Annotated in this window: 17 protein-coding genes; 16 read left to right on the top strand and 1 reads right to left on the bottom strand. The window is 59.7% G+C overall.

The window, feature by feature from the left end:
- The 5 genes from I6F17_RS36370 to I6F17_RS36350 form a co-directional block, all read left to right on the top strand.
- The coding region (locus tag I6F17_RS36370) for a DUF4082 domain-containing protein (RefSeq protein WP_225190473.1) at nucleotides 1–2,219 on the top strand (2,219 nt) is incomplete at its 5' end.
- An 11-nt stretch (nucleotides 2,220–2,230) separates the two neighbouring features.
- On the top strand, nucleotides 2,231–2,551 hold the full coding sequence (locus I6F17_RS36365; protein ID WP_036013607.1) for a hypothetical protein: 321 nt from the start codon (nucleotides 2,231–2,233) through the stop codon (nucleotides 2,549–2,551).
- On the top strand, nucleotides 2,529–4,748 hold the full coding sequence (locus I6F17_RS36360; RefSeq protein ID WP_225129106.1) for a peptidase domain-containing ABC transporter: 2,220 nt from the start codon (nucleotides 2,529–2,531) through the stop codon (nucleotides 4,746–4,748). Before I6F17_RS36365 ends, I6F17_RS36360 begins: the two co-directional genes overlap by 23 nt.
- On the top strand, nucleotides 4,745–6,172 hold the full coding sequence (locus I6F17_RS36355; protein ID WP_225129108.1) for an HlyD family type I secretion periplasmic adaptor subunit: 1,428 nt from the start codon (nucleotides 4,745–4,747) through the stop codon (nucleotides 6,170–6,172). The genes I6F17_RS36360 and I6F17_RS36355 overlap by 4 nt, the downstream gene beginning before the upstream one ends.
- A 23-nt stretch (nucleotides 6,173–6,195) precedes the next feature.
- Nucleotides 6,196–7,365, top strand: a complete 1,170-nt coding sequence (locus I6F17_RS36350) for a hypothetical protein (RefSeq protein WP_225129110.1) — start codon at nucleotides 6,196–6,198, stop codon at nucleotides 7,363–7,365.
- 16 nt (nucleotides 7,366–7,381) lie between these two features.
- Here the strand turns inward: I6F17_RS36350 and I6F17_RS36345 are convergent, their stop codons facing one another.
- Nucleotides 7,382–8,269: a glycosyltransferase gene (locus I6F17_RS36345; protein WP_036013610.1), complete on the bottom strand. Its 888-nt coding sequence runs from the start codon at nucleotides 8,267–8,269 to the stop codon at nucleotides 7,382–7,384.
- A 187-nt stretch (nucleotides 8,270–8,456) separates the two neighbouring features.
- Here I6F17_RS36345 and I6F17_RS36340 point away from each other — a divergent pair, with 187 nt between their 5' ends.
- The 11 genes from I6F17_RS36340 to I6F17_RS36290 all read left to right on the top strand — a co-directional run bounded on the left by I6F17_RS36340 (nucleotide 8,457) and on the right by I6F17_RS36290 (nucleotide 20,466).
- On the top strand, nucleotides 8,457–9,251 hold the full coding sequence (locus I6F17_RS36340) for a WecB/TagA/CpsF family glycosyltransferase (RefSeq protein WP_225129112.1): 795 nt from the start codon (nucleotides 8,457–8,459) through the stop codon (nucleotides 9,249–9,251).
- Nucleotides 9,252–9,254: 3 nt separating this feature from the next.
- Nucleotides 9,255–10,379 (top strand): UDP-N-acetylglucosamine 2-epimerase (non-hydrolyzing), encoded by a 1,125-nt coding sequence (gene wecB / locus I6F17_RS36335; protein WP_036013612.1) that lies wholly within the window; start codon nucleotides 9,255–9,257, stop codon nucleotides 10,377–10,379.
- Complete coding sequence (gene wecC, locus I6F17_RS36330; protein ID WP_036045206.1) at nucleotides 10,372–11,634, top strand: UDP-N-acetyl-D-mannosamine dehydrogenase; 1,263 nt, start codon at nucleotides 10,372–10,374, stop codon at nucleotides 11,632–11,634. Before wecB ends, wecC begins: the two co-directional genes overlap by 8 nt.
- A gap of 39 nt (nucleotides 11,635–11,673) precedes the next feature.
- Nucleotides 11,674–12,738 carry a Gfo/Idh/MocA family oxidoreductase gene (locus tag I6F17_RS36325; RefSeq protein WP_036045204.1) on the top strand — a complete coding sequence of 355 codons (1,065 nt, stop codon included), beginning with the start codon at nucleotides 11,674–11,676 and terminating at the stop codon, nucleotides 12,736–12,738.
- 54 nt (nucleotides 12,739–12,792) lie between these two features.
- The gene (locus tag I6F17_RS36320; RefSeq protein WP_225129113.1) at nucleotides 12,793–14,268 is read left to right on the top strand and encodes an oligosaccharide flippase family protein; all 1,476 of its coding nucleotides are present in this window, start codon (nucleotides 12,793–12,795) and stop codon (nucleotides 14,266–14,268) included.
- Between the two features lie 33 nt (nucleotides 14,269–14,301).
- Nucleotides 14,302–14,814 (top strand): acyltransferase, encoded by a 513-nt coding sequence (locus tag I6F17_RS36315; RefSeq protein ID WP_036045202.1) that lies wholly within the window; start codon nucleotides 14,302–14,304, stop codon nucleotides 14,812–14,814.
- A gap of 100 nt (nucleotides 14,815–14,914) precedes the next feature.
- The gene (locus I6F17_RS36310) at nucleotides 14,915–16,069 is read left to right on the top strand and encodes a DegT/DnrJ/EryC1/StrS family aminotransferase (RefSeq protein WP_225129116.1); all 1,155 of its coding nucleotides are present in this window, start codon (nucleotides 14,915–14,917) and stop codon (nucleotides 16,067–16,069) included.
- Between the two features lie 20 nt (nucleotides 16,070–16,089).
- On the top strand, nucleotides 16,090–17,091 hold the full coding sequence (locus tag I6F17_RS36305) for an NAD-dependent epimerase/dehydratase family protein (protein ID WP_050992033.1): 1,002 nt from the start codon (nucleotides 16,090–16,092) through the stop codon (nucleotides 17,089–17,091).
- Nucleotides 17,088–18,227: a DegT/DnrJ/EryC1/StrS family aminotransferase gene (locus tag I6F17_RS36300; RefSeq protein WP_225129118.1), complete on the top strand. Its 1,140-nt coding sequence runs from the start codon at nucleotides 17,088–17,090 to the stop codon at nucleotides 18,225–18,227. The genes I6F17_RS36305 and I6F17_RS36300 overlap by 4 nt, the downstream gene beginning before the upstream one ends.
- The gene (locus tag I6F17_RS36295) at nucleotides 18,224–19,714 is read left to right on the top strand and encodes a methyltransferase domain-containing protein (protein ID WP_225129120.1); all 1,491 of its coding nucleotides are present in this window, start codon (nucleotides 18,224–18,226) and stop codon (nucleotides 19,712–19,714) included. The genes I6F17_RS36300 and I6F17_RS36295 overlap by 4 nt, the downstream gene beginning before the upstream one ends.
- Nucleotides 19,711–20,466 (top strand): class I SAM-dependent methyltransferase, encoded by a 756-nt coding sequence (locus tag I6F17_RS36290; RefSeq protein ID WP_225129122.1) that lies wholly within the window; start codon nucleotides 19,711–19,713, stop codon nucleotides 20,464–20,466. The genes I6F17_RS36295 and I6F17_RS36290 overlap by 4 nt, the downstream gene beginning before the upstream one ends.
- Nucleotides 20,467–20,518: the final 52 nt, after the last annotated feature.

The raw sequence follows: 20,518 nt of genomic DNA, 5'->3' as shown, positions 1-20,518 counted from the left end.
CCGGCTGGCAGCAGGTCAATTTCTCCACCCCGGTCGCGATCACGGCAGGGACCACGTACGTCGCGTCCTATCACACCAACGGCAATTATTCCGGTACCCAGAACTATTTCGCGACGTCGCTTGCCAATGGCCAGTTGACGGCACCGGCGGGCGCCAACGGGGTCTATGCCTATGGATCTGGAAGCGCGTTCCCGACGAACAGCTATAGATCCTCGAACTATTGGGTCGACGTCGTCTTCAACGGATCCTCCTCCGCCAACAATACGTCCCCCACCGCTGTTGCTGACTCTGCGAGTGCTACGGAGAAGGGCGGCGCCAACAACAGCGCTGGCGGTTCACCCGCCACCGGCAACGTACTGACCAACGACACCGATCCCGATTCTGGCGACACCAAGACCGTCACTGCATTCAGCTTTGGCACGACCAGCGGGACGTTCCAGACGCCTCTCGCGGGCGCGCACGGCACGCTCTTGCTCAGTGCCTCGGGGGCTTTCACCTACACGGTGAACGAGAACGATCAAGCCGTGCAGGCCTTGCGGCAGTCGACCGATACGCTGAACGACGTCTTCAGCTATACGATGCGCGACGCCGCGGGCGCGGCATCGTCGGCAACCCTTACTGTCACCATTCACGGCGCCAACGACGCGCCGGTCCTGGCAATCCAGACCGGCAACCAGGCCGCGACCGTTGGCTCGGCGTTTTCGCTAACGCTACCCGCCGGCACCTTTACCGATGTCGATGCCGGCGACTCGCTCACCTACAGCGCAACCGCTGGCAGTTCAGGGCTTCCGGCCTGGCTCACGTTCACTCCATCGACCCGAACCTTTACCGGCACGCCGACGTCCGCGGACGTTGGCACGTTCAGCGTCACGGTGTCCGCTGCCGATCTCGGTAACCTCACGAGCAGCGAGACATTCAATATCGCAGTTTCGGCGGTTCCTTCGACCGTGAGCCTATTCTCTACCACCGATATTCCGGCGATCCGATCGGGGTCTGACACTTCCCAAGTCAACCTCGGAATGCAATTCACGTCGTCCGTGGCAGGCACGATTACCGGAATCAAATACTACAAGAGCGCGAATGATCCCGGAACCCATACGGGCTCGTTGTGGAGCAGCACCGGCGCGCTGCTGGCGACCGCGACTTTCACGAACGAGAGCAGCAGCGGTTGGCAGACAGTCACGTTCAGCAATCCGGTGTCCATCACAGCCGGCACCACCTACGTCGCAAGCTATCACAGCAACGGCCACTACGCCTCCACCACCAGCTACTTCACCGCAGCTCGCACCAATGGGCCGCTCACGGCTCCCGCGAACATCAACGGCCTCTACACCTATGGAACGAGCAATTTGCTCCCGACCAATACCTATAACGCGAGCAATTACTGGGTTGATGTCGTGTTCAACAGCTCGAGCGGCGGCCCCAACCGGTCACCCGTCGCCGCGAACGACAGCGGCTTCGACGCCACGCAGAACGTGCCTTTCGGGATCCCGGCCTCGGCACTGCTTTCCAACGATACCGATCCGGACGGCAATACGCTTACGATCACGGGCGCGAGCGGTGGTGTGAACGGTGTCGCCAGCTACAACGCCCAAAGTAACAGTGTGATCTTCACACCGACGACCGGTTACACGGGGCCGGCATCGTTCAACTACAGCATCTCCGATGGCCAAGGTGGCTCCGCCAGCGCATCCGTCGCCCTCGACGTGAATGCTGCGTCTTCAACGACTGTGCGCCTGTTTAGCGCAAGTCATGAGCCTAGCATTGTGGCGGCCAATGATCCTAGGTCTGTGGAGCTGGGCCTCAAATTCCAGACGTCGACACCGGGCGATATCATCGGCATTCGCTTCTACAAGGGGCCAACCAACACGGGCGCTCACGTTGCAGATCTTTGGAGCAGCACAGGGACGTTGCTGGCAACTGCGGCCTTTACCAACGAGACGGCGGACGGCTGGCAGCAGGTCAATTTCGCGACGCCCGTGACGATCATGCCGGAAACCACATACATAGCCTCCTATCACACTGCCGGGAACTACGCAGCCGATCCAGGCCTGCTCGCCAACGCAATTACCAACGGACCTCTGACGGCCCCATCCTCGGGATCGATCAGCGGGAACGGTGTGTTTGCATACGGGACAGATAGCCTATTCCCGACCAACACCTACAACTCAACGAGCTATGGCGTAGATGTTGTTTTCAGACCGCAGCTAGCAGCATAGGAGACGTAAAGATGCACGCCGAACTTTATACCGATGGAATCGAAGAAATTACCGTGAGCGGAACCATCGTCCGCATCGATCTGGTCAGTCTTTCACCGACAGAGCGTGACGCCAACAACGCCCCGAAACGCGTGTTTTCCCAACGGCTGATCTTTTCGGTCGAAGCCTTCGCCAATTCGGTCGACGTGATGCAAAAGGCGCTTCAGGGCCTGGTTGATGCGGGCGTGGTCCGGCGGAATCAGCCAGCTGAATCGCACAATGGTGCGTCGGGAGTACGTGATGCGCTCGCGCCCAACACACGGTCTCTGAATGTCTCTTCGAATTTCCGCTGAAATCGACGCTGCTGGCGGCGCGAAGGACCAGGTTGTGGACGCGCCCGCGCCCGGATTGTCAACGCAGACTGCATTGGAATGCCTGTCCAAGGTTTCCGGTCACCATGGCATAGATCTGCCGGTCGAGCGCTTGAAGCACGCCTATGCGGTGGCCGGCCCGCTCTCGTTGAATCTCTTGTTGCGCATGGCGAAGGATGCAGGCCTGCGCGCGAGGAGCACGAAGCTGGATTGGGGCGCGCTGATCCGTCTCGGAGAGGCCTATCCAGCGCTGGTGAGGCTCGCCAATGGCAACTGGATCGTTGTCCTTGGTGCGGGACGGCGAGCTGACGGCACCGAGGTCGTCAACATCTTCGACCCGCTCGCCGACCGCAAGCACGAAATCTTAGTCGTCGACCGCGACCGATTCTGTGCCCAGTGGGCCGGTGAAACGATCCTGATCAAGCGAGCGCAATTGACGCAGGATGGTGGGAGGAGTTTCGGCCTTCGGTGGTTCGTGCCGGAACTGCTTCTTCAATGGCGGTTGTTCAGGGATGTCGCCATTGCCGCCATCCTGCTCTATGGGTTGGGCCTCGTCGTCCCGATATTCTTCCAGCTCGTCATCGACAAGGTTTTGGTTCACGAGAGCTTCACCACCCTTTACGTACTCGCGGCAGGAGCGGCCGTAGCGCTCGTCTTTGACGCGATATTCGGCTTTCTGCGGCGCTACTTGCTGCTATATGCGACCAACAGGGTCGACATTCGCGTTGCTACGAAGACGTTCGGTCATCTCCTCGGGCTGCCGGTCACGTTTTTCGAGCATATGGCCGCGGGGGTCCTGGTCAAACACATGCAGCAGGCGGCGAGGATCCGTGAGTTTCTGACCGGGCGCTTGTTTCTGACGACCCTCGATGCGCTTTCGCTATTCGTCTTCCTGCCTGTCCTTGCGCTTTATAGCGTCAGATTGACGTTGATCGTCCTGGCCTTCACCGCCGCGAGCGGCGCCGTCGTCGGCCTGCTCATGGGTCCATTTCGGCGACGACTGTACGATCTATACCAAGCGGAAGGTGCGCGGCAGGCTCTCCTCGTCGAAACGGTTCACGGCATGCGCACCGTGAAATCGCTTGGGATGGAGCCAGCGCAGAGCAGGGTTTGGGATAGCCGCTGCGCGCAGTCCGTGACGATGCGATTCGGTGTCGAGAAGATCTCGGCAGGCGCGCAGGCGCTCACCGGATTTCTCGAGAAGATCATGACGCTCGGAATTATCTCCGTCGGAGCACTCGATGTCTTCGCCGGCCAAATGACAATCGGCGCGTTGGTCGCCTTCAATATGTTGGCCGGTAGGGTCTCCGGACCCCTGGTCCAACTCGTGACCATGGTGCACGAGTACCAGGAAGTAGCTCTTGCGGTGAAAATGCTCGGCGAGGTGATGAACCAGAAGCCTGAGCGCGACGGTCGGAAAGATGGGCTACGGCCTGACCTTGCCGGAAAAATCGAGTTCGAAGGTGTCTCGTTTCGCTACGGACCCGAGGGATCGCCGGCGCTTGATGATGTCTCCTTCACCGTCGAGCCAGGATCGATCTTCGGGATCGTGGGACGGAGTGGCTCCGGCAAGACGACTCTCACAAGGTTGATATCGGGCATGTATCCGGTGCAGCAGGGCCTGCTGCGCATCGACGGATATGACTCGAGGGAGTTAGACCTCGCGCATCTGCGCCGAAACCTTGGAATCGTTCTGCAAGATAATTTCCTGTTTCGCGGGACGGTTCGCGAGAATATCGCCTGCGTGAAACGCGATGCCACCTTTGCCGAGGTCGTCGCTGCGGCGCAGCTTGCAGGCGCCGACGAGTTCATCGAACGGTTGCCGCGTGGCTTCGACACCATGCTTGAGGAAGATGCCTCGAACCTATCCGGCGGGCAGAGGCAGCGGCTCGCGATTGCGAGAGCTCTGATCGTCAATCCACGGATCTTGATTCTCGATGAAGCGACGAGTGCCCTCGATTCCGAAAGCGAAATGATCATCAGGCGCAATCTCCGCCGTTTGGCGGCAGGGCGTACCGTCATCATCGTCTCGCATCGATTGTCGATGCTGACGGAAGCAAGCCAGATCCTGGTGATGGACCGCGGCCGAATCGTCGATGTGGATCGCCACGACCACCTCCTGTCGAAATGCACCATCTACCGGCATTTGTGGAATCAACAGATGAAGCAGATTGCATGAGGGAGACAGGGCCATCACGCGCGGGTGTGAAGCCGAACGGTCTTGTTCCGGCCAGACCGGTCGTGCGCCGCCGCAAGCTATTCAGGCCGGGGCCGAGGCGAGCATCAGTTATCGCCGAATTCCAGTCCGATGCCGCCGAGGTCGAGCAGCAAGCGCCACCGCGGCTCGCGCGTTTCACCCTTTACGGCGTAATTGCACTGATTGCTTTCGCGGTCATCTGGGCTTCCGTTTCGCAGGTGGAGATGATCGTCACGGCGCAGGGAAAACTGACCACGACACGTCCCAACCTGGTCGTGCAGCCATTGGAAACGTCGGTCATACGCGAGATCCACGTCAAGGCCGGTGATCGCGTCAACCGCGGCGACGTTCTGGCCACCCTCGATCCGACGTTTTCGCAGGCCGATTTCGACCAACTGCGCGGCAGAGTGGCTGCATTCGATGCGTCAATCGATCGTCTGAGCGCCGAATTGAATGGAATCGAGTATGCCGTCAAAGAGCTGACGAATGCGGATCAAGTCCTGCAAGGCAAGTTGTCTTCGCAGAGGAGAGCCGCCTACGAGGCGCAGATTCAGAACTACGACGCACAGATCGCATCCGCGCAAGCCAATCTCAAGGCGGCACAGAATGAAGAGGCGGTTCTCCTTCAGCGGCTCGACACAATGCGTTCGATTGAAGCGATGCGGACCACGCTGATGGATAAGGAGGTCGGTTCGAGGCTGAACTTCCTACTGTCTCGCGATGCTCGGCTCGAGGTCGAAAGCAATCTGGCGCGTGTTCGCGGCAGTATCGCCGATAGTACCCATCGGCTCGAAAAGGCCCGCGCTGATCAGAAAGTGTTCGCCGAGGAGTTTCGTCGCACCACCTATCAGGAACTGGTGGAGACGCTGCCGAAGCGCAATAGCGCAGCAGAGGAATTGAAGAAGGCGGAGCTTCGTCGACAGTTGATCGTCCTGCAGGCGCCGGCAGATGCCGTGGTCCTGGATATCGCGAACCGGACAGTCGGCTCGGTGGTTCGCGAAGCTGAAGCGCTGTTTGTCCTGGTTCCGCGTGACGTGCCGCTTCAGGCGGAGGTCAACATCGAGGGGCGGGATATCGGTCAGGTGGCGCTCGGACAGTCGGTTCGGATCAAGTTCGAAGCGTTTCCCTTCCAGAAGTATGGAACTGCAACGGGAGAAGTCCGCGTCATCAGTCAGGATACGTTCTCGCCGGATGCGAAGGCCGAAGGTGCGCCCCGCGCGCCAGCTCCCTATTACCGCGTACTGGTCGATTTGTCGGACACGCACCTTCGGCTGCCCGCGGAGCGCATTCAACTGATTCCGGGGATGGCGGTGACGGCCGAATTGAAGGTCGGGAAGCGCACCGTGATCTCCTATTTCCTCTATCCATTGCTGCGCGGATTGGATGAAAGCATCCGGGAATATTAATCCGACTTGAGAGGGCGGTTAACATGATCATTCGTCCGAATTTTGGGGTGAAGCTCGTGGTGCCCGCCGCGGCGAGTAAGCTCGCGCACAATTCCCCGCTGGTGGACTATGCACTCAACGGGCTGGAACGTTGTTGGTTACCCGAACACCGCAGGTGGTCGCATATCTACCATCTCGATGGACGTACCTCGCCGAACGAGTCGATCCCACGCAGCGACGTATTTTATACCCTCAACGTTCTACTCGGGATGTCGCGCGTCGCCGCCATTCCGGATGGGATTGATCTGTCCGAAATATTCCATCGCAACGCGTTGCTGCTCACGAAGCTTCCGGTGCGCAAGTACGCGTTCGGTATGGCGCTATGGAGCGCCGCCGAGCTCGGCCTCGAAATGCCGGAACCGGTCAAAACCGAGCTGAGAGCCATCCTTGCCGATGAGGCCCGGTGGAGGAGCTTCCGGGCGCAAGATCTGGGCATGCTGCTCACGGGAGTCGTGGCCCAGGCGAGGGCGGGCGAGAATGAGTGGGCACGCTATGCGCGGCCGCTCTATCGTTTCTTGAAGGACCGCTTTCACAGTGGATCGGGATTGTTCTTCGATGCGCCGTTCGGCTTTCGGCGGCGCTTCTCGACATTTGCGACGCAGACCTATCTCTCAATCGCCTGCTATCAATTTGGCGAATTCGCCGGCGATCCGTCCGCGCTTGTCATGGCCGACACCTGTGTGCGGAATCTGGTTGCGCTTCAAGGCCCACAGGGCGAGTGGCCCTGGTTTTTCGACGCGCAGAGCGGTCGCGTTCTTGATTTCTATGAGGTCTATTCGGTCCATCAGTATGGGATGGCTCCGGCACTGCTGGAATGGGCCGAGCGCTTTGGGCAGCGGGGGGCGCGGGATGCCCTGGTCAAGGGATTCAATTGGGTGCTTGGCCATAACCAGCTGGGCCGGGCCATGCTCGTGCCCGAACTGAGCCTGACCCTCCGTTCGCAGGTTCGCAAAGGTGAACTGACGACCAAGGTGCCGCGGGTCGCGCGCGCACTCAGGAACGCCTGGCTCGGAAGCGAGGAGCGGCTGATCGACGGCACTGACGTGGAGGTTCGGTTCGAGTGCCGAAGCTACGAACTGGGCTGGATTCTGTGGTCGTTCGGCCGGCGTGCCGACCTGCCGGAGCTGACCCACAATGGTGCCTTCGGCGCCTGACGGAATCGGCGTTGCGCTAGCGATTCCAGGCGACCGCCCTTCGGCCTCGCAGGTGCGAGAGCATCGTGAGGGCGCGGTGCGCTCGGACGGCACACAACACTGCGATGGCCTTGAGGCGAACGCCGGTACCGTGCAGGCGATCGCTGGTCAGCACGGTCACAGCGTTCGGCGCGAGTGATGCGAAGACGAGCAACGCTTGCGCGAGCCAGCGCAAGCGCCAGATGGGTTTGCCTTCCGCCATGTTGCGGTAGTGCGCGATGTGTCGGTCCCATTTGGTGTAGAGCTCCTGGAGAGAGCCCCGGGCCGGGTGGAAGACGATCATTTCAGGGGTGTAGCGAAATCGAAGGCCGACGCGCAACGCGCGCTCCCCCCATTCCATGTCTTCGGCGACATCAATGCCCGCAAAAGGGCCGACGCGGTCGAAGTCGCGGCGAAACACCGCCATGTTGCCAGTGCCAGAATATCCGTGGCGCTCGATATAGAGCTTAAAGCGGTAAGCGAACACGCTTTCGTAAGCCGCAATGGCGTCAAGCTCCGCATCGTCCGGCCGCCAGATGCGGACGTCGCCCCCGAGAACAGTGCCAGCTGGAGACAGGGAAGACCATTTCATTACGCTGCTCAGCCAATCCTGATGGGCCCTGCAATCGGCGTCGATGAAGGCGAGGATCTCGCCGTTGGCAGCAGCTACGCCTGCGTTTCGCGCCGGGCCGGGCCCCGGACGCGGTTCATGCTCCAGCCGTACACCGGGATGACCGGCAACGACATCCATTGGGGGCGTTGCCGAGCCGTTGTCCACCACGATGATCTCGAACGCGTCCCGAGCGAGGGTCTGTGCATCCAGGCTGCGCAAGCAGGCTTCCAGCGCATCGGGCTGGTTGAGGTGGGGAATTACGACTGAAATCATCAGTTAATTCCTCTATTTAATTCCGGCTTCGTCTACGACCCGCGCGACCTTGCGTGGAGATCCTGTATTCACCGCATGCGAATATTGTCAGATTTAAATCTTGCAATTAAATGTTGTGTCGTTACTATCTCTATAATAATCTTAAAAGCAAACATTAAACGAGTAGAATTTTGGGAGGTCGGTTCCGATGCGCGCCTCATTTCTGGGATGCCCTGTCGACCTGCTGACAATGGCGGAAACCGTCGATCTTGCGCGCGGGGCCATGCGCAGTCGGCGACGTCTGCAACACGTGGCGCTGAACGTCGCGAAATTCGTGAATATGAGATCTGATCCGGTGCTCGCGGCTGATGTCGCCAACAGCGATGTCGTCGGCCTCGACGGCATGGGGATTGTTTGGGGCGCTCGAGTGCTGGGGCTTCCGCCGACGCCGCGGGTCGCGGGGGTGGATCTCCTCGCCGAGTTGCTCGCTGTATGTGCGCAGGAAGGCTTCAGGCCGTATTTCCTGGGAGCCACTCCCGCCGTGCTGCACGAGGCGATGCAAGCCGCGCGCAAGAAGCATCCTTCACTCGTGTTTGCCGGCTCGCACGACGGCTACTTCAAACGCGAGCAGGAAAATGACGTGGTGAGGGACATCCAATCCAGCGCGGCCGATTGCCTCTTCATCGGCATGCCGACACCCCGGAAGGAGCGCTTCCTCGCCGCCCACCGCGATGAACTTGGCGTTCCCTTCATCATGGGGGTAGGTGGTTCATTCGATATTGTGGCAGGCACCGTTCGGCGCGCGCCGCCGCAGATTCAGAAACTCGGCCTCGAATGGCTCTACCGCATCTATCAGGAGCCTGGCCGGATGTGGTGGCGATACGCCACGACGAACACGCGGTTTGCGGGCATCCTGGCGCAAGCCCTCATGAGGCAGGCGTTTCGGAACCCGCTCGGTGCGGCCGGCGCCGTCCCTCCTGGTCCGAGCCGGATCGGGGGGTGAAGCGTGCGCAAGCATTTTTTCATCCTTCTGGGAACCCGGCCGGAAGCAATCAAGCTCTTTCCGGTGATCAATCGGCTCAAGGCCGAGGCGGGTAAGGACATCGCCGTGACGATCTGTGCGACGGCACAGCATCGGCACCTGCTTGATCAAGTCCTGAAGCTTGCCAAGGTGGTTCCGGATTTTGATCTGAACGTCATGACGGCCAATCAGTCTCTCGATCATCTGACCGCCCGGCTGCTCGGACAAATTGGCGAACTTCTCGAAAAGGTGAAGCCCACCAGGATTATTGTCCAAGGCGACACGGCGACAGCCATGTCGGGGGCACTGGCATCCTACTATCACCGTATACCGGTCTCGCACATCGAGGCGGGTCTGCGCAGCGGCGACATCTTCGCTCCCTGGCCAGAGGAGGTGAACCGCAAGATCGTCGGCTCGATCGCCGATCAACATTTTGCTCCCACGGAGCGCGCGGCGCGCGCGTTGCGCTCCGAAAATGTCGCGGGCGACCGCATCCACGTGACCGGAAACACGGTGGTGGACGCTCTCATCCTCGCGAAAGCCATGGTCGAATCCGATCCAGGACTCTCGAGTCGGTGGGACGGTATCAAGAAACGTCACGGCAACCGTCGGATCATCCTGGTGACCTGCCATCGTAGGGAAAATTTCGGCGGCGGCGTTGCAAATATCGTGAACGCGCTCGAGACCATCCTGCGCAGGGAGGACGTTGCTGTGGTGCTTCCCGTGCATCCGAATCCGAATGTCCGCGACTTGTTTGCGTCCCGGTTGGCGGACCATCCGCGGGTCGCCCTCATTTCTCCCCAGGAATACACGGATTTCGTGAGCCTGCTCTCGTTGTCATATTTGGTCCTGACAGATTCAGGGGGCGTCCAGGAGGAGGCACCCACTTTCGGGAAGCCGGTCCTGGTGATGCGCGAGACGACCGAGCGTCCCGAGGGCGTAGAAGCGGGAACGGCGCGACTAGTCGGTGCCGACTACGACAGGATCGTTTCGGAAACATTCCGTCTCCTCGACGATGACGAGACTTATGCTGCCATGGCGCGTTCGCACAATCCGTTCGGTGACGGACACGCGAGCGAGCGGATCGTGAAGGTTCTTCTCGATGCCTGAATTCCAGAAAATCAATGTCATCGGACTTGGCTATATCGGGCTGCCGACAGCGGCTCTGATTGCGAGCCGTGGACTGCAGGTGGTTGGCATCGATACCAGCGAACGCGTTGTCGACACGGTTGCATCCGGAAAAATTCATATCGCCGAGCCCGATCTCGATGGTCTCGTTTCCAAGGTCGTATCGAGCGGTGCGCTCACGACGTCCAGGAAACCGCAGCCGGCGGACGTGTTCATCATCGCAGTACCGACCCCGATCGATCACGAAAACCGCCCGGATTTGGCAAGCGTGAATGCCGCAGTCGACAACATCGTGGATCTTCTGGCGCCAGGAAATCTTGTCATCCTTGAATCGACGTCGCCGATTGGGACAACTGAAGCCATCGCAAAGCGGATCGTCGCACGCAGGCCGGAGCTTCACATAGGCGTCAACGGCAAGGAGGACGGAGCGATTTACGTCGCTTACTGTCCCGAACGCGTGTTGCCGGGACGGATCCTGACCGAGCTTATCAACAACGACAGGTGCATCGGCGGAATTACGCCGACCTGCACGCGACGTGCTCAACGCTTCTACAAGATGTTCGTTCGCGGCGCCTGCGTCGGTACTACGGCGCGTGCGGCCGAGTTGGTCAAGCTGACGGAGAACGCCTTCCGCGATACCAACATCGCATTCGCCAACGAACTCTCGATGATTTGCGACAGGTTCGACATCAACGTCTGGGAAGTGATCGATATCGCCAACCGCCATCCTCGCGTGAACATTTTGCGGCCTGGACCGGGAGTCGGGGGGCACTGTATTGCGGTCGACCCCTGGTTCATCATCGATTCTGTGCCGGATCTCGCGCGGGTAATGCGAACAAGCCGGGAAGTGAACAACGCCAAAACGCAGAAGATCATCGAGCGCACAGAGGCGCTGATCGACGATCATCCTTATGCGAACATTGCCTGCTGTGGATTGACGTTCAAGGCAAATGTCGACGACGTGCGTGAAAGCCCCGCTCTGGAAATTGCTACGCATCTCGCGGCGAAATACGGCGAACGTATCAAGGTTGTTGAGCCGAATCTGCGCCGTCTGCCGCCTCAATTGGCCGATTATCGCGTTGCATTCGTGAACATCGAGGAAGCGCTGCGCAGTTGCGAGATTGCGGTTCTCCTCGTCGACCATGACGAATTCAAAATGGTGCCCTTGGCCGAGCGCCGGCACCTAGACGTCATCGATACGCGGGGCATATGGCAAGATATGCCGGCGCGGACGTAACGAGTAGAAGCGTAAACCCCCGAATGGATCGAGGTCAGTATGCGAGATAGCCAGCTTGGTATCGGGGTCGTGGGATACGGCTATTGGGGTCCCAATCTCGTTCGCAATTTCTCGCTGAACCCTGCCGCCCGCGTCGTCAGCGTCAGCGACCTAGACGCAGGCAGGCTCAGCGCCATAACGCAGCTCTACCCGGGAGTGGCAACCACCACCCGATTTGACGATCTGCTGAAGGACTCCGCGGTCGATGCAGTCGCCATCGCGACGCCAGTGCACACCCATTACGAGTTGGCGATGGGCGCGCTAAGGGCTGGCAAGCATGTGCTAGTCGAAAAGCCCCTAGCGCCGAGCACGGGGCTCGTATCTCGCCTAATGGAGGAGGCGGACCGGCGCGGATTGACGCTGATGGTCGATCACACCTTTCTCTACACGCCGGCAGTCCAGAAGATTCGTGAGCTCCTGCAGAAGAGAGAGCTCGGCGACATCTATTATTACGATAGCACACGCTCGAGCCTCGGGCTGTTCCAGAAAGACGTAAATGTGATCTGGGATCTGGCGGTGCACGACATCTCGATCATCCACTATATCCTCGATGAAGAGCCGGTCGCGGTTTCGGCAACCGGCTCGTGCCATATTGCAGGTTCGCCGGAGAACATGGCCCACATCACGTTGTTCTTCGCCAACGCATGCGTCGCCCATGTCAGCGTCAACTGGCTCTCGCCTGTCAAGGTGCGGCAGACGTTCATTGGTGGCAGCAGGAAGATGATCGTTTATGACGATCTCGAGCCGACCGAGAAGGTGAAGGTCTACGACAAGGGAATTACGCTCGACAGGCCTCCCGAGAGCGCGCACCAGTTTCGAATCGGATATCGAGCCGGTGACATGTGGGCTCCCCATATCTCGCCCAAGGAGGCGCTGCAAACGGAGGTCGAGCATTTCGTCGACTGTGTGCGTACCGGAGGGCAGCCGATTTCGAGCGGCATGTCTGGGCTACGCGTGGTCGAGGTGCTTGAGGCAGCCTCGCGATCGATCGCGGAACATGGCAAACCCGTCGAGATCAGGCAGTTGCCGCGCAGGCTGCCGGAGCTGGCCCGAGTCACGGCGTAATTGGCGGGTTTGGCCGTGTCTGTTCGCCAGCCGAGCCCCAGCGACGGAGTCGCGATGAGTTCAGTGCAGCGTTCATTCATTTTCTCCGCTGTCGATCGCTATGCGGGCCTTGTGCTGTTCTTCTTTTCGACAGCAGTGCTGTCGCGTCTGCTGACGCCGGGCGAGTTCGGGATCTTTGCGGTTGTCAATGCGCTGGCCGCCGTGATCGCAGCCGCTTTTCAGGAGTTTGGAGGCGCGAACTACCTGCTTCAAAAACATGAGCTGTCGCGGGGGACCATCCGCACGGCGTTCACGGTCACTTGTGTGATCTCACTCGTAGTTGCACTGATCCTGCTCGCCTCGGCCGGTGTCGTATCGCAGATATTTGGGCAGGAGAGTCTAAGGCGAGGTATCCAGGTTTCTGCGCTAAACCTTCTTCTCCTGCCGGTCTCCGGGACGTTGGCCGCCTTGTTTCGTCGTGACATGCAGTTCGGGACGCTCGCGATCTGCAATCTCGCTAGCAACGTGACGATAGCGCTGGTTTCGATTGGACTGGCGCTTTTGCACTTCAGCTACATGGCTCCGGTCTGGGGTGGTGTGGCTGGTAGCGTCGTTCTCATGATCATGTTGTTGAGCTGGTATCGGGACTTCCGTGTGTTGCGTCCTTCGCTGTCCGAATACCGAGATGTTCTCAAATTCGGTCTGTATTCCAGCGGCGTCAGTGTTATCAATATCTTCTACAACCTTGCGCCCCAGCTATTTCTCGCGAAGATTCTCGATTTTACCGCCGTAGGTCTCTATAGCCGGGCGATAAACCTGACCCAGGTCTTTGACAGACTCGTCACGCAGGTGCTGAATCCGATCATCATGCCAGCGATTGTGTCGAGGCGTGCAGCCGGAGCGGATCTGAAGGGGGTCTATCTGGACGCGGTCCAACTGCTTTCCGCCGTGCAGTGGCCGTTTCTCACATTCATAGCGATCATGGCAAAACCGATCGTTCTGATCTGGCTTGGTGGAGCCTGGCTGGAGGTCGTGCCGTTGGTGCGCATTCTTTGCCTTGCCAATCTGGCGCTGTTCGCTGCGTGTCTGACATATCCTATATTCGTGGCCGTTGGACGCGTGCGCGACGCGCTCGTCTCATCCTTCATCTCGTTGCCGCCATCGCTCCTTGCTCTGCTGGGTGCGTCCTTCTTTGGCGTGGAGGCAGTAGCGGCGTGCGCGTTGCTGACGCTGCCGTTCCAGGCGGCAGTGGCGATTTACTATCTCAGTCGGCATCTGGCATTGCGGCCGGGCGAACTTGGCCGTGCCGTCGTAACGAGCGGTGTCGCCACCGTGGCGACCGCCTTGGGCGCAGCCACCTGTGCGGCGTTGATCGAGGCAGGAACTTTCAATCTCGTTGTAGGTCTCGCATCAGCGTTTGTGGTTGGCCCGCTTTGCTGGTGGTGGGGACTGATGGCGACAGGGCATCCTCTGCTGCAGCACCTTCGTCAAGCGGCCGCAGGGCTTGCGGAGATGGCGCCCCGGCTGCTCCCGTCACGCTCGGCGCTGTAAAGGGTTCTTTGACTGTGGAGACAGGGAACTGACATGCCAATAAAGGACACCGAGCTTGGCCGTGATGTCCGTATCCTGCATCCGGATCTGGTCAATCTGTATGGTTGCGCCGTCGGTGATGAGAGCAGGATCGGAACCTTCGTCGAGATCCAGGCAGGAGCAAAGATAGGTGCGCGGTGCAAGATATCGTCGCACAGCTTCATCTGCGAGGGCGTCACGATTGAGGACGAGGTGTTCGTCGGACATGGTGTGATGTTCACCAACGACAAGCACCCGAGGGCGACAACGGTGGGTGGTCGTCCCCAGCAAGCCGCGGACTGGACGCTGCAGCGCACGCTTGTCGGCAGGGGCGCTTCCATCGGCTCGAACGCCACCATTCTGTGCGGTGTGACGATCGGCGCGGGAGCCTTCGTAGGCGCGGGAGCGGTGGTCACGAAGGACGTTCCGCCCGGCGCCGTCGTCGCCGGAGTGCCGGCGCGGGTTCTCTCCACCACTGAACACATGGTTGCGGGCATTCGCGTCTCATCAGAGGCGCTTTGCAGATAGTATTATTGCTAATATATATTCTCTATTTTAATGCTTGATTATATTTGTTAATGAGATTTAATAGTCGATATAATTCAGCTCCAATCCAAGGTTCTGAATCTTGATACCCTTCCTGGACCTCAAAGCGCAATACAGCGAGATCAAGCCGGAAATCGACGCCGCGGTGGCGAGGGTCGTCAGCAGCGGGCACTTCGTGCTCGGGCCCGAGGTCACGGCCTTCGAGCGACGCTTCGCGGATTATTGCGGTACCGCCCATTGCCGCGCAGTGAACAGTGGCACTTCGGCGCTTCACCTTGCACTCCTGGCGGCGGGTGTCGGGCCCGGCGACGAAGTCATCACGGTATCCATGACGTTCGTCGCCACGACCGCGGCCATCCTCTACAGCGGCGCCAGGCCGGTATTTGTCGACGTCGATCCGGTAACATGGACGATGGACCCCGGCTTGATCGAAGCTGCGATGACGCCGCGAACCAAGGCCATTCTGCCGGTTCACCTCCACGGGCTGATGGCCGACATGGATCCGATCATGGCGATCGCGCGTCGCCACGGTTTGATCGTCATTGAGGACGCCGCGCAGGCGCACGGTGCGGAGTACCGCGGACGCCGCGCGGGCTCGATCGGCGATCTGGGATGCTTCAGCTTTTACCCCGGCAAGAATCTCGGAGCGTTTGGCGAGGGCGGGGCGCTTGTCACCGACCGGATTGAATTTGCGCGCCGCGTGTCACTGTTGCGGGATTGGGGGCAGGAGGCGAAATACGACCACGCCATTCCCGGATATAACTATCGCATGGACGAAATTCAGAGCGCGGTTCTGAACGTCAAGCTGGACCACATCGAGCGCTGGACCGAAGCCCGCCGGTCGCTCGCTAAGCGATACGATGCGCTGCTTGCCGATCTCCCGCTCGCACGACCCCGACCGCCCGCGCACGCCCGCCACGTCTATCACGTCTATGCGGTCAGATCGGAGCGGCGCGATGAGGCGCTGGCGCTGTTGCGTGATGCCGGTATCGGCGCCGGGATTCATTATCCCGTTCCGGTGCATCTGCAGAGAGCCTACGCGGAACTCCGTTATCGCGCTGGTGATCTCCCTGTCACCGAGATGCTCGCGAGGGATTTCCTTTCTCTTCCCATCTATCCGGAGCTGCTGCCAGAACAGGCAGGCGAAGTTGTCGCCACATTGAGGCGCGCGACGGGACTGCAGCCTGGCGTAGCCGTCAGCACCCGAGCGGAGCATCCACAAAGCGTCTTGACATAGTCCCACAACAGGAGAGCGTCTTGATTGATCTCAAGGGTAAACGCGTTCTGGTCACCGGCGGGGCGGGATTCATCGGCTCCCACATCGTCGACCTGCTTTGCGACGAGGGCTGCATCGAGATTGTTGCCCTCGACAACATGATCAGAGGCCGGCCGGAGAATCTCCGACGCGCGCTCGGGCGTGGGCCTGTACGACTAGTTCATGGCGACATTCGCGATCGCAAACTGATGGAAGCATTGGTCAAGGCGGCTGACATCGTCTTTCACCAGGCCGCGCTCCGCATCACCCATTGTGCAGCCGAACCGCGCCTGGCCAAGGAGGTCATGGTGGATGCCACCTTCGACCTGCTGGAGCTGTGCATCAAGCATGACATCGAGAAGATCATCGCGGCGTCTTCGGCATCCGTCTATGGCATGGCCGAAGAGTTTCCGACGACAGAGCGGCAGAATGCCTACAATAATCGAACTCTCTATGGAGCCGCCAAGGCGTTCAACGAAGGGCTCCTGCGGACCTTTAACGATGCCTGGGGCCTCGACTATGTGGCATTCCGGTATTTCAACGTCTATGGCAGCCGGATGGACATCCACGGACGGTATACTGAGGTCTTGATCCGCTGGATGGAGCGGCTGGAAGCCGGTTTGCCTCCCATCATCTTTGGCGATGGCCGTCAGACCATGGACTTCGTCCACGTCCGCGACATCGCACGGGCGAATATCCTTGCGGCGAAGTCAAAGGTCACCGATGAGGTCTTCAACGTCGGGAGCGGCACCGAAACCAGCCTGACGGAGCTGGCGATGGTGCTTGCGTCCGTGATGGGACGCCGCGGCCTGACACCCGAATTCGCGCCGGAGCGCTCGGTCAATCCAGTGCCGCGACGGCTGGCCTCAACGGGCAAGGCGGAGCGTTTGCTAGGTTTCCGCACCACGATTTCGCTCGAGCAGGGGCTTTCCGATCTCGTCAAGTGGTGGCGATCCGAACGCGAGCTCGGTTCGGACCGTCAGCGACAGGCGGCGGCATCGTGATTCCGATCGCCGCCCCGTTGCTTGCGGACGAAGAGGCCGATGCCGCGCGCGCGGTCGTGCTGTCGGGCTGGGTTTCGCAGGGCCCCCAGGTCGCCGCGTTCGAGCGTGAGTTCGCTGCTCTTGTTGGCGCGCCGCACGCCTGTGCGGTCTCCAATTGTACGACTGCCCTGCAACTCGCCCTGACAGCGCTCGATATCGGTCCCGGCGATGAGGTAATCACGGTCAGCCATTCCTTCATCGCGACCGCAAACGTCATCCGACATCAGGGCGCCACTCCGGTTTTTGTCGATATCGAGCCGGAAACGTACAATTTGGATTGCGCCCGACTGGAGGAAGCCGTCACCGAGCGCACCCGCGCGATCATCGTGGTCCATCAGATGGGCATGCCTTGTGATATGGCAGCGCTGATGGCCATAGCGCGCCGCCGCGGCATCGCCGTCATCGAGGATGCGGCCTGTGCCGCCGGATCGCAGATCCGGATGAACGGAGAATGGGCGCCGATCGGCGCGCCGCACGGAGATATTGCGTGCTTTTCCTTTCATCCGCGAAAGGTGATCACGACGGGTGAGGGTGGAATGCTCACCACTGCGAATGCCGAGCTTGACCGGAAGTTTAAGCTGCTGCGCCAGCACGGCATGAGCGTTCCGGATACGGTGCGACACAGCTCGTCGAGCGTGATCTTCGAGGAGTACGTCGTTGTCGGCTACAATTACCGAATGACAGATATGCAGGCCGCCATTGGGCGCAGACAACTCGAGCGACTTCCAGACCTGGTGGCGCGCCGGCGAGCCGTTGCCGCTCGATATGCCGAACAGCTCGGCAATCTGGAAGGACTGCGGCTACCAAGCGAACCGGCGTGGGCCAGATCCAACTGGCAGAGCTATTGCGTTCGTCTCCCGGACCGCCTCGACCAACGCGTCGTCATGCAGCATCTCCTCGACAAGGGCATCGCGACTCGCCGCGGGATCATGTGCGCCCACCGCGAGCAGCCTTATGCGGGCCTCAACAGGAGACAGGAGTTACGTCAATCCGAGCTTGCCCAGGATCGATCGATCTTGCTGCCCATCTATGCGCAGATGAGCGCGGAAGATACTGCGCGGGTGAGCGCTGCGGTGCGGGCAGAGGTGGAACGATGATCCCGGGGATCGCCGATCAGAAGGCATTGCGACTTTTAGTCGTGATCGCGAGCTATGGGACCGCCAATGATGCTTACCTGGATCGGGTGATCAGGGAATACCGGTCCATGTCGTTCGACGTGGATATCATGATCATATCCAACATGAACAAGAAGCCAGCAGCAGAAATTGAGTGTATCGTTGGCCTTCCCAACAAGAATCCCTGGTCGCTTCCCTTCGCGCACAAAGAGTTGTTTGCAGCGCGAGTTGATCAGTATGACCTGTTCATCTACTCCGAAGACGACATCTTGGTCACTGAAAGGAATATTCGAGCGGTTCTCGACGTCACTGCAGTGTTGGTTGAAGACGAGGTTGCCGGATGGATGCTCGTCGAGAGAGCGTCAAACGGCGAATTGAATTATCCGCAGGCCCACGGTTCTTTCCACTGGGATTGTACGTCGGTAACGTCCAGGGGACATTACCTTCTCGCTCATTTTACCAATGAGCATGCTGCCAGCTATATGCTCACCCAGCAGCAGCTTGCGAGAGCAATTGCGTCCGGCGGTTTTCTGGTCGCGCCCCATGAAGGCAAGTACGACCTGCCTTGCACCGCTGCAACTGATCCATTCACCCAGTGTGGCTTCAAGAAGCTGATACCGATTTCCCATATCGACGATTTTTCGGCCCACCATTTACCGAACAAGTATATCAACCGGCTCGGCGTCGATCGCAAGCAATTGGACGCACAACTGTCCGTCCTGATGCAGATTGCGCGTGAGGGAAATACCGTCATTCCGCTATTCGGTGCCGAGACGAGGCTCTGGCACAGCATGTACTCGAAGGACTACTACGAGCCGGCCAGGGACGAAGTATTGTCCGGTGTACCGGAAAAGGCCGCCGTATTATCGATTGGATCCTGCTCGGCTGCAAACGAGCGCCGGCTGCTGCAGAGAGGAAACCGGGTGGTGGCGGTGCCCCTTGATCCCGTTGTGGGCAACGGCTTGGCCGAGCTCGGGGCTGAGGTGGTGTTAGGGGACGTCATCACGGCCAGAGCAAAAATCGCAACGGAGCGGTTCGACCGGCTGCTTTTCGTCGATGTCTTGCAATTCGTCCGTGATCCGGCACATCTGCTCAGATTGTTTGCTGATCTCTTGGCTCCCGACGGACGGGTGATCATATGCGCGCCAAACCGGCCGTCGCTCCGTTACGCCTGGAAATGCGCGAGATCCAGCAACGTCTTTCGGCGTTGGGGCAGCTTCGATTCTGTGGGGATCCACGACACGACGGTCGGAAAACTTCGAACGTGGTGTGCGCAGGCCGGTCTGGCGATCGAGAAGATTGAACGGTGCGCTCCGGATCGAGTCAGTCCGACGTTCCGATTCCTGTCTCCCATACTTGCGTCAGACCTTGTCGCAACTGCTACAAGGCGTGGATCGCCAAAGCCGTCCGCCCGCGAGGCCCGCGGAATGGAGCAAATGGAGGTTTCCGGAGGGAGCGCCGTCCAATGAGCTTGGAAGCCACCAACCGAATCGAAATCGGCGACATGCGGGGACACGCTGATGCAGCGCAGGGTTCGTCTGCAAAGAACTACTATACCCGCTCCCGCCGCGAGATTCGGCCGTTGCTGCCGAGCCGCGCCTCTCGCATACTCGAAGTGGGGCCTGGCGCAGGCTTCACTCTGATGTGGCTCAAGTCGATCTACCCCGCCGCTACGACATTCGGGGTCGAGCTCAATCAAGCGCTCGAGGCTGACCTGCAAGAGCATGCCGATGTCGCGATGATCGGAGACATCGACGATTTGATCTCACGCGTGGGTAGCAAGTTTGACCTCATCTTGTTGCTTGATGTCCTTGAACACGTTCCGGATCCAACTCGCACGCTTCAGGCCATCACCAGAAGCCTTCTCATGGATGGTGGGCGCGTGATTGTTTCCGTTCCGAACATCGCGCATCTGAGCGTGACGCTTCCCCTGCTTTTCCGGCGTCGATTTGCGTACGCTGATTCGGGAATCCTTGACCGGACTCATTTGAAGTTCTTTGTCGAAGACAGCGCGGTCGAGCTTCTCAACGACTCAGATTTGGTCGTCAAGGATGGTCTGATTACGGGCATTGAAGGTCCAAAATCCAAGCTGCTGGATAGTCTTACCCTCGGAGTCCTGAGCCATCATTTGGCAAAGCAGTACATTATGGCTGGTGAGGCGACCGGCGGATCTGTTGCGCAACCGAAGATCAATTGGAAGAAGAACCGGTTGATCAGCTAACGGCGGTGAGGGGCCGCTGGAGGTCTCGAAAACGCGCCATACGCGTCTGGCC

Origin of the sequence: Bradyrhizobium sp. NBAIM18, assembly GCF_020193825.1 — a bacterium.
In the GTDB taxonomy this organism is placed as follows: Bacteria; Pseudomonadota; Alphaproteobacteria; order Rhizobiales; family Xanthobacteraceae; genus Bradyrhizobium; species Bradyrhizobium yuanmingense.
The sequence above is the reverse complement of the archived record's forward strand: the minus strand, read 5'-3'. Positions and strand labels throughout refer to the sequence as shown.

Bases quoted from the DNA above. Each gene is read 5' to 3' on its own strand.
- I6F17_RS36345 (WP_036013610.1), bottom strand. From the start codon at position 8,269: ATGATTTCAGTCGTAATTCCCCACCTCAACCAGCCCGATGCGCTGGAA.
- I6F17_RS36360 (WP_225129106.1), top strand. From the start codon at position 2,529: ATGTCTCTTCGAATTTCCGCTGAAATCGACGCTGCTGGCGGCGCGAAG.
- I6F17_RS36295 (WP_225129120.1), top strand. From the start codon at position 18,224: ATGATCCCGGGGATCGCCGATCAGAAGGCATTGCGACTTTTAGTCGTG.
- I6F17_RS36290 (WP_225129122.1), top strand. From the start codon at position 19,711: ATGAGCTTGGAAGCCACCAACCGAATCGAAATCGGCGACATGCGGGGA.
- I6F17_RS36350 (WP_225129110.1), top strand. From the start codon at position 6,196: ATGATCATTCGTCCGAATTTTGGGGTGAAGCTCGTGGTGCCCGCCGCG.
- I6F17_RS36320 (WP_225129113.1), top strand. From the start codon at position 12,793: ATGAGTTCAGTGCAGCGTTCATTCATTTTCTCCGCTGTCGATCGCTAT.
- wecC (WP_036045206.1), top strand. From the start codon at position 10,372: ATGCCTGAATTCCAGAAAATCAATGTCATCGGACTTGGCTATATCGGG.
- I6F17_RS36340 (WP_225129112.1), top strand. From the start codon at position 8,457: ATGCGCGCCTCATTTCTGGGATGCCCTGTCGACCTGCTGACAATGGCG.
- I6F17_RS36325 (WP_036045204.1), top strand. From the start codon at position 11,674: ATGCGAGATAGCCAGCTTGGTATCGGGGTCGTGGGATACGGCTATTGG.
- I6F17_RS36365 (WP_036013607.1), top strand. From the start codon at position 2,231: ATGCACGCCGAACTTTATACCGATGGAATCGAAGAAATTACCGTGAGC.
- I6F17_RS36355 (WP_225129108.1), top strand. From the start codon at position 4,745: ATGAGGGAGACAGGGCCATCACGCGCGGGTGTGAAGCCGAACGGTCTT.
- I6F17_RS36315 (WP_036045202.1), top strand. From the start codon at position 14,302: ATGCCAATAAAGGACACCGAGCTTGGCCGTGATGTCCGTATCCTGCAT.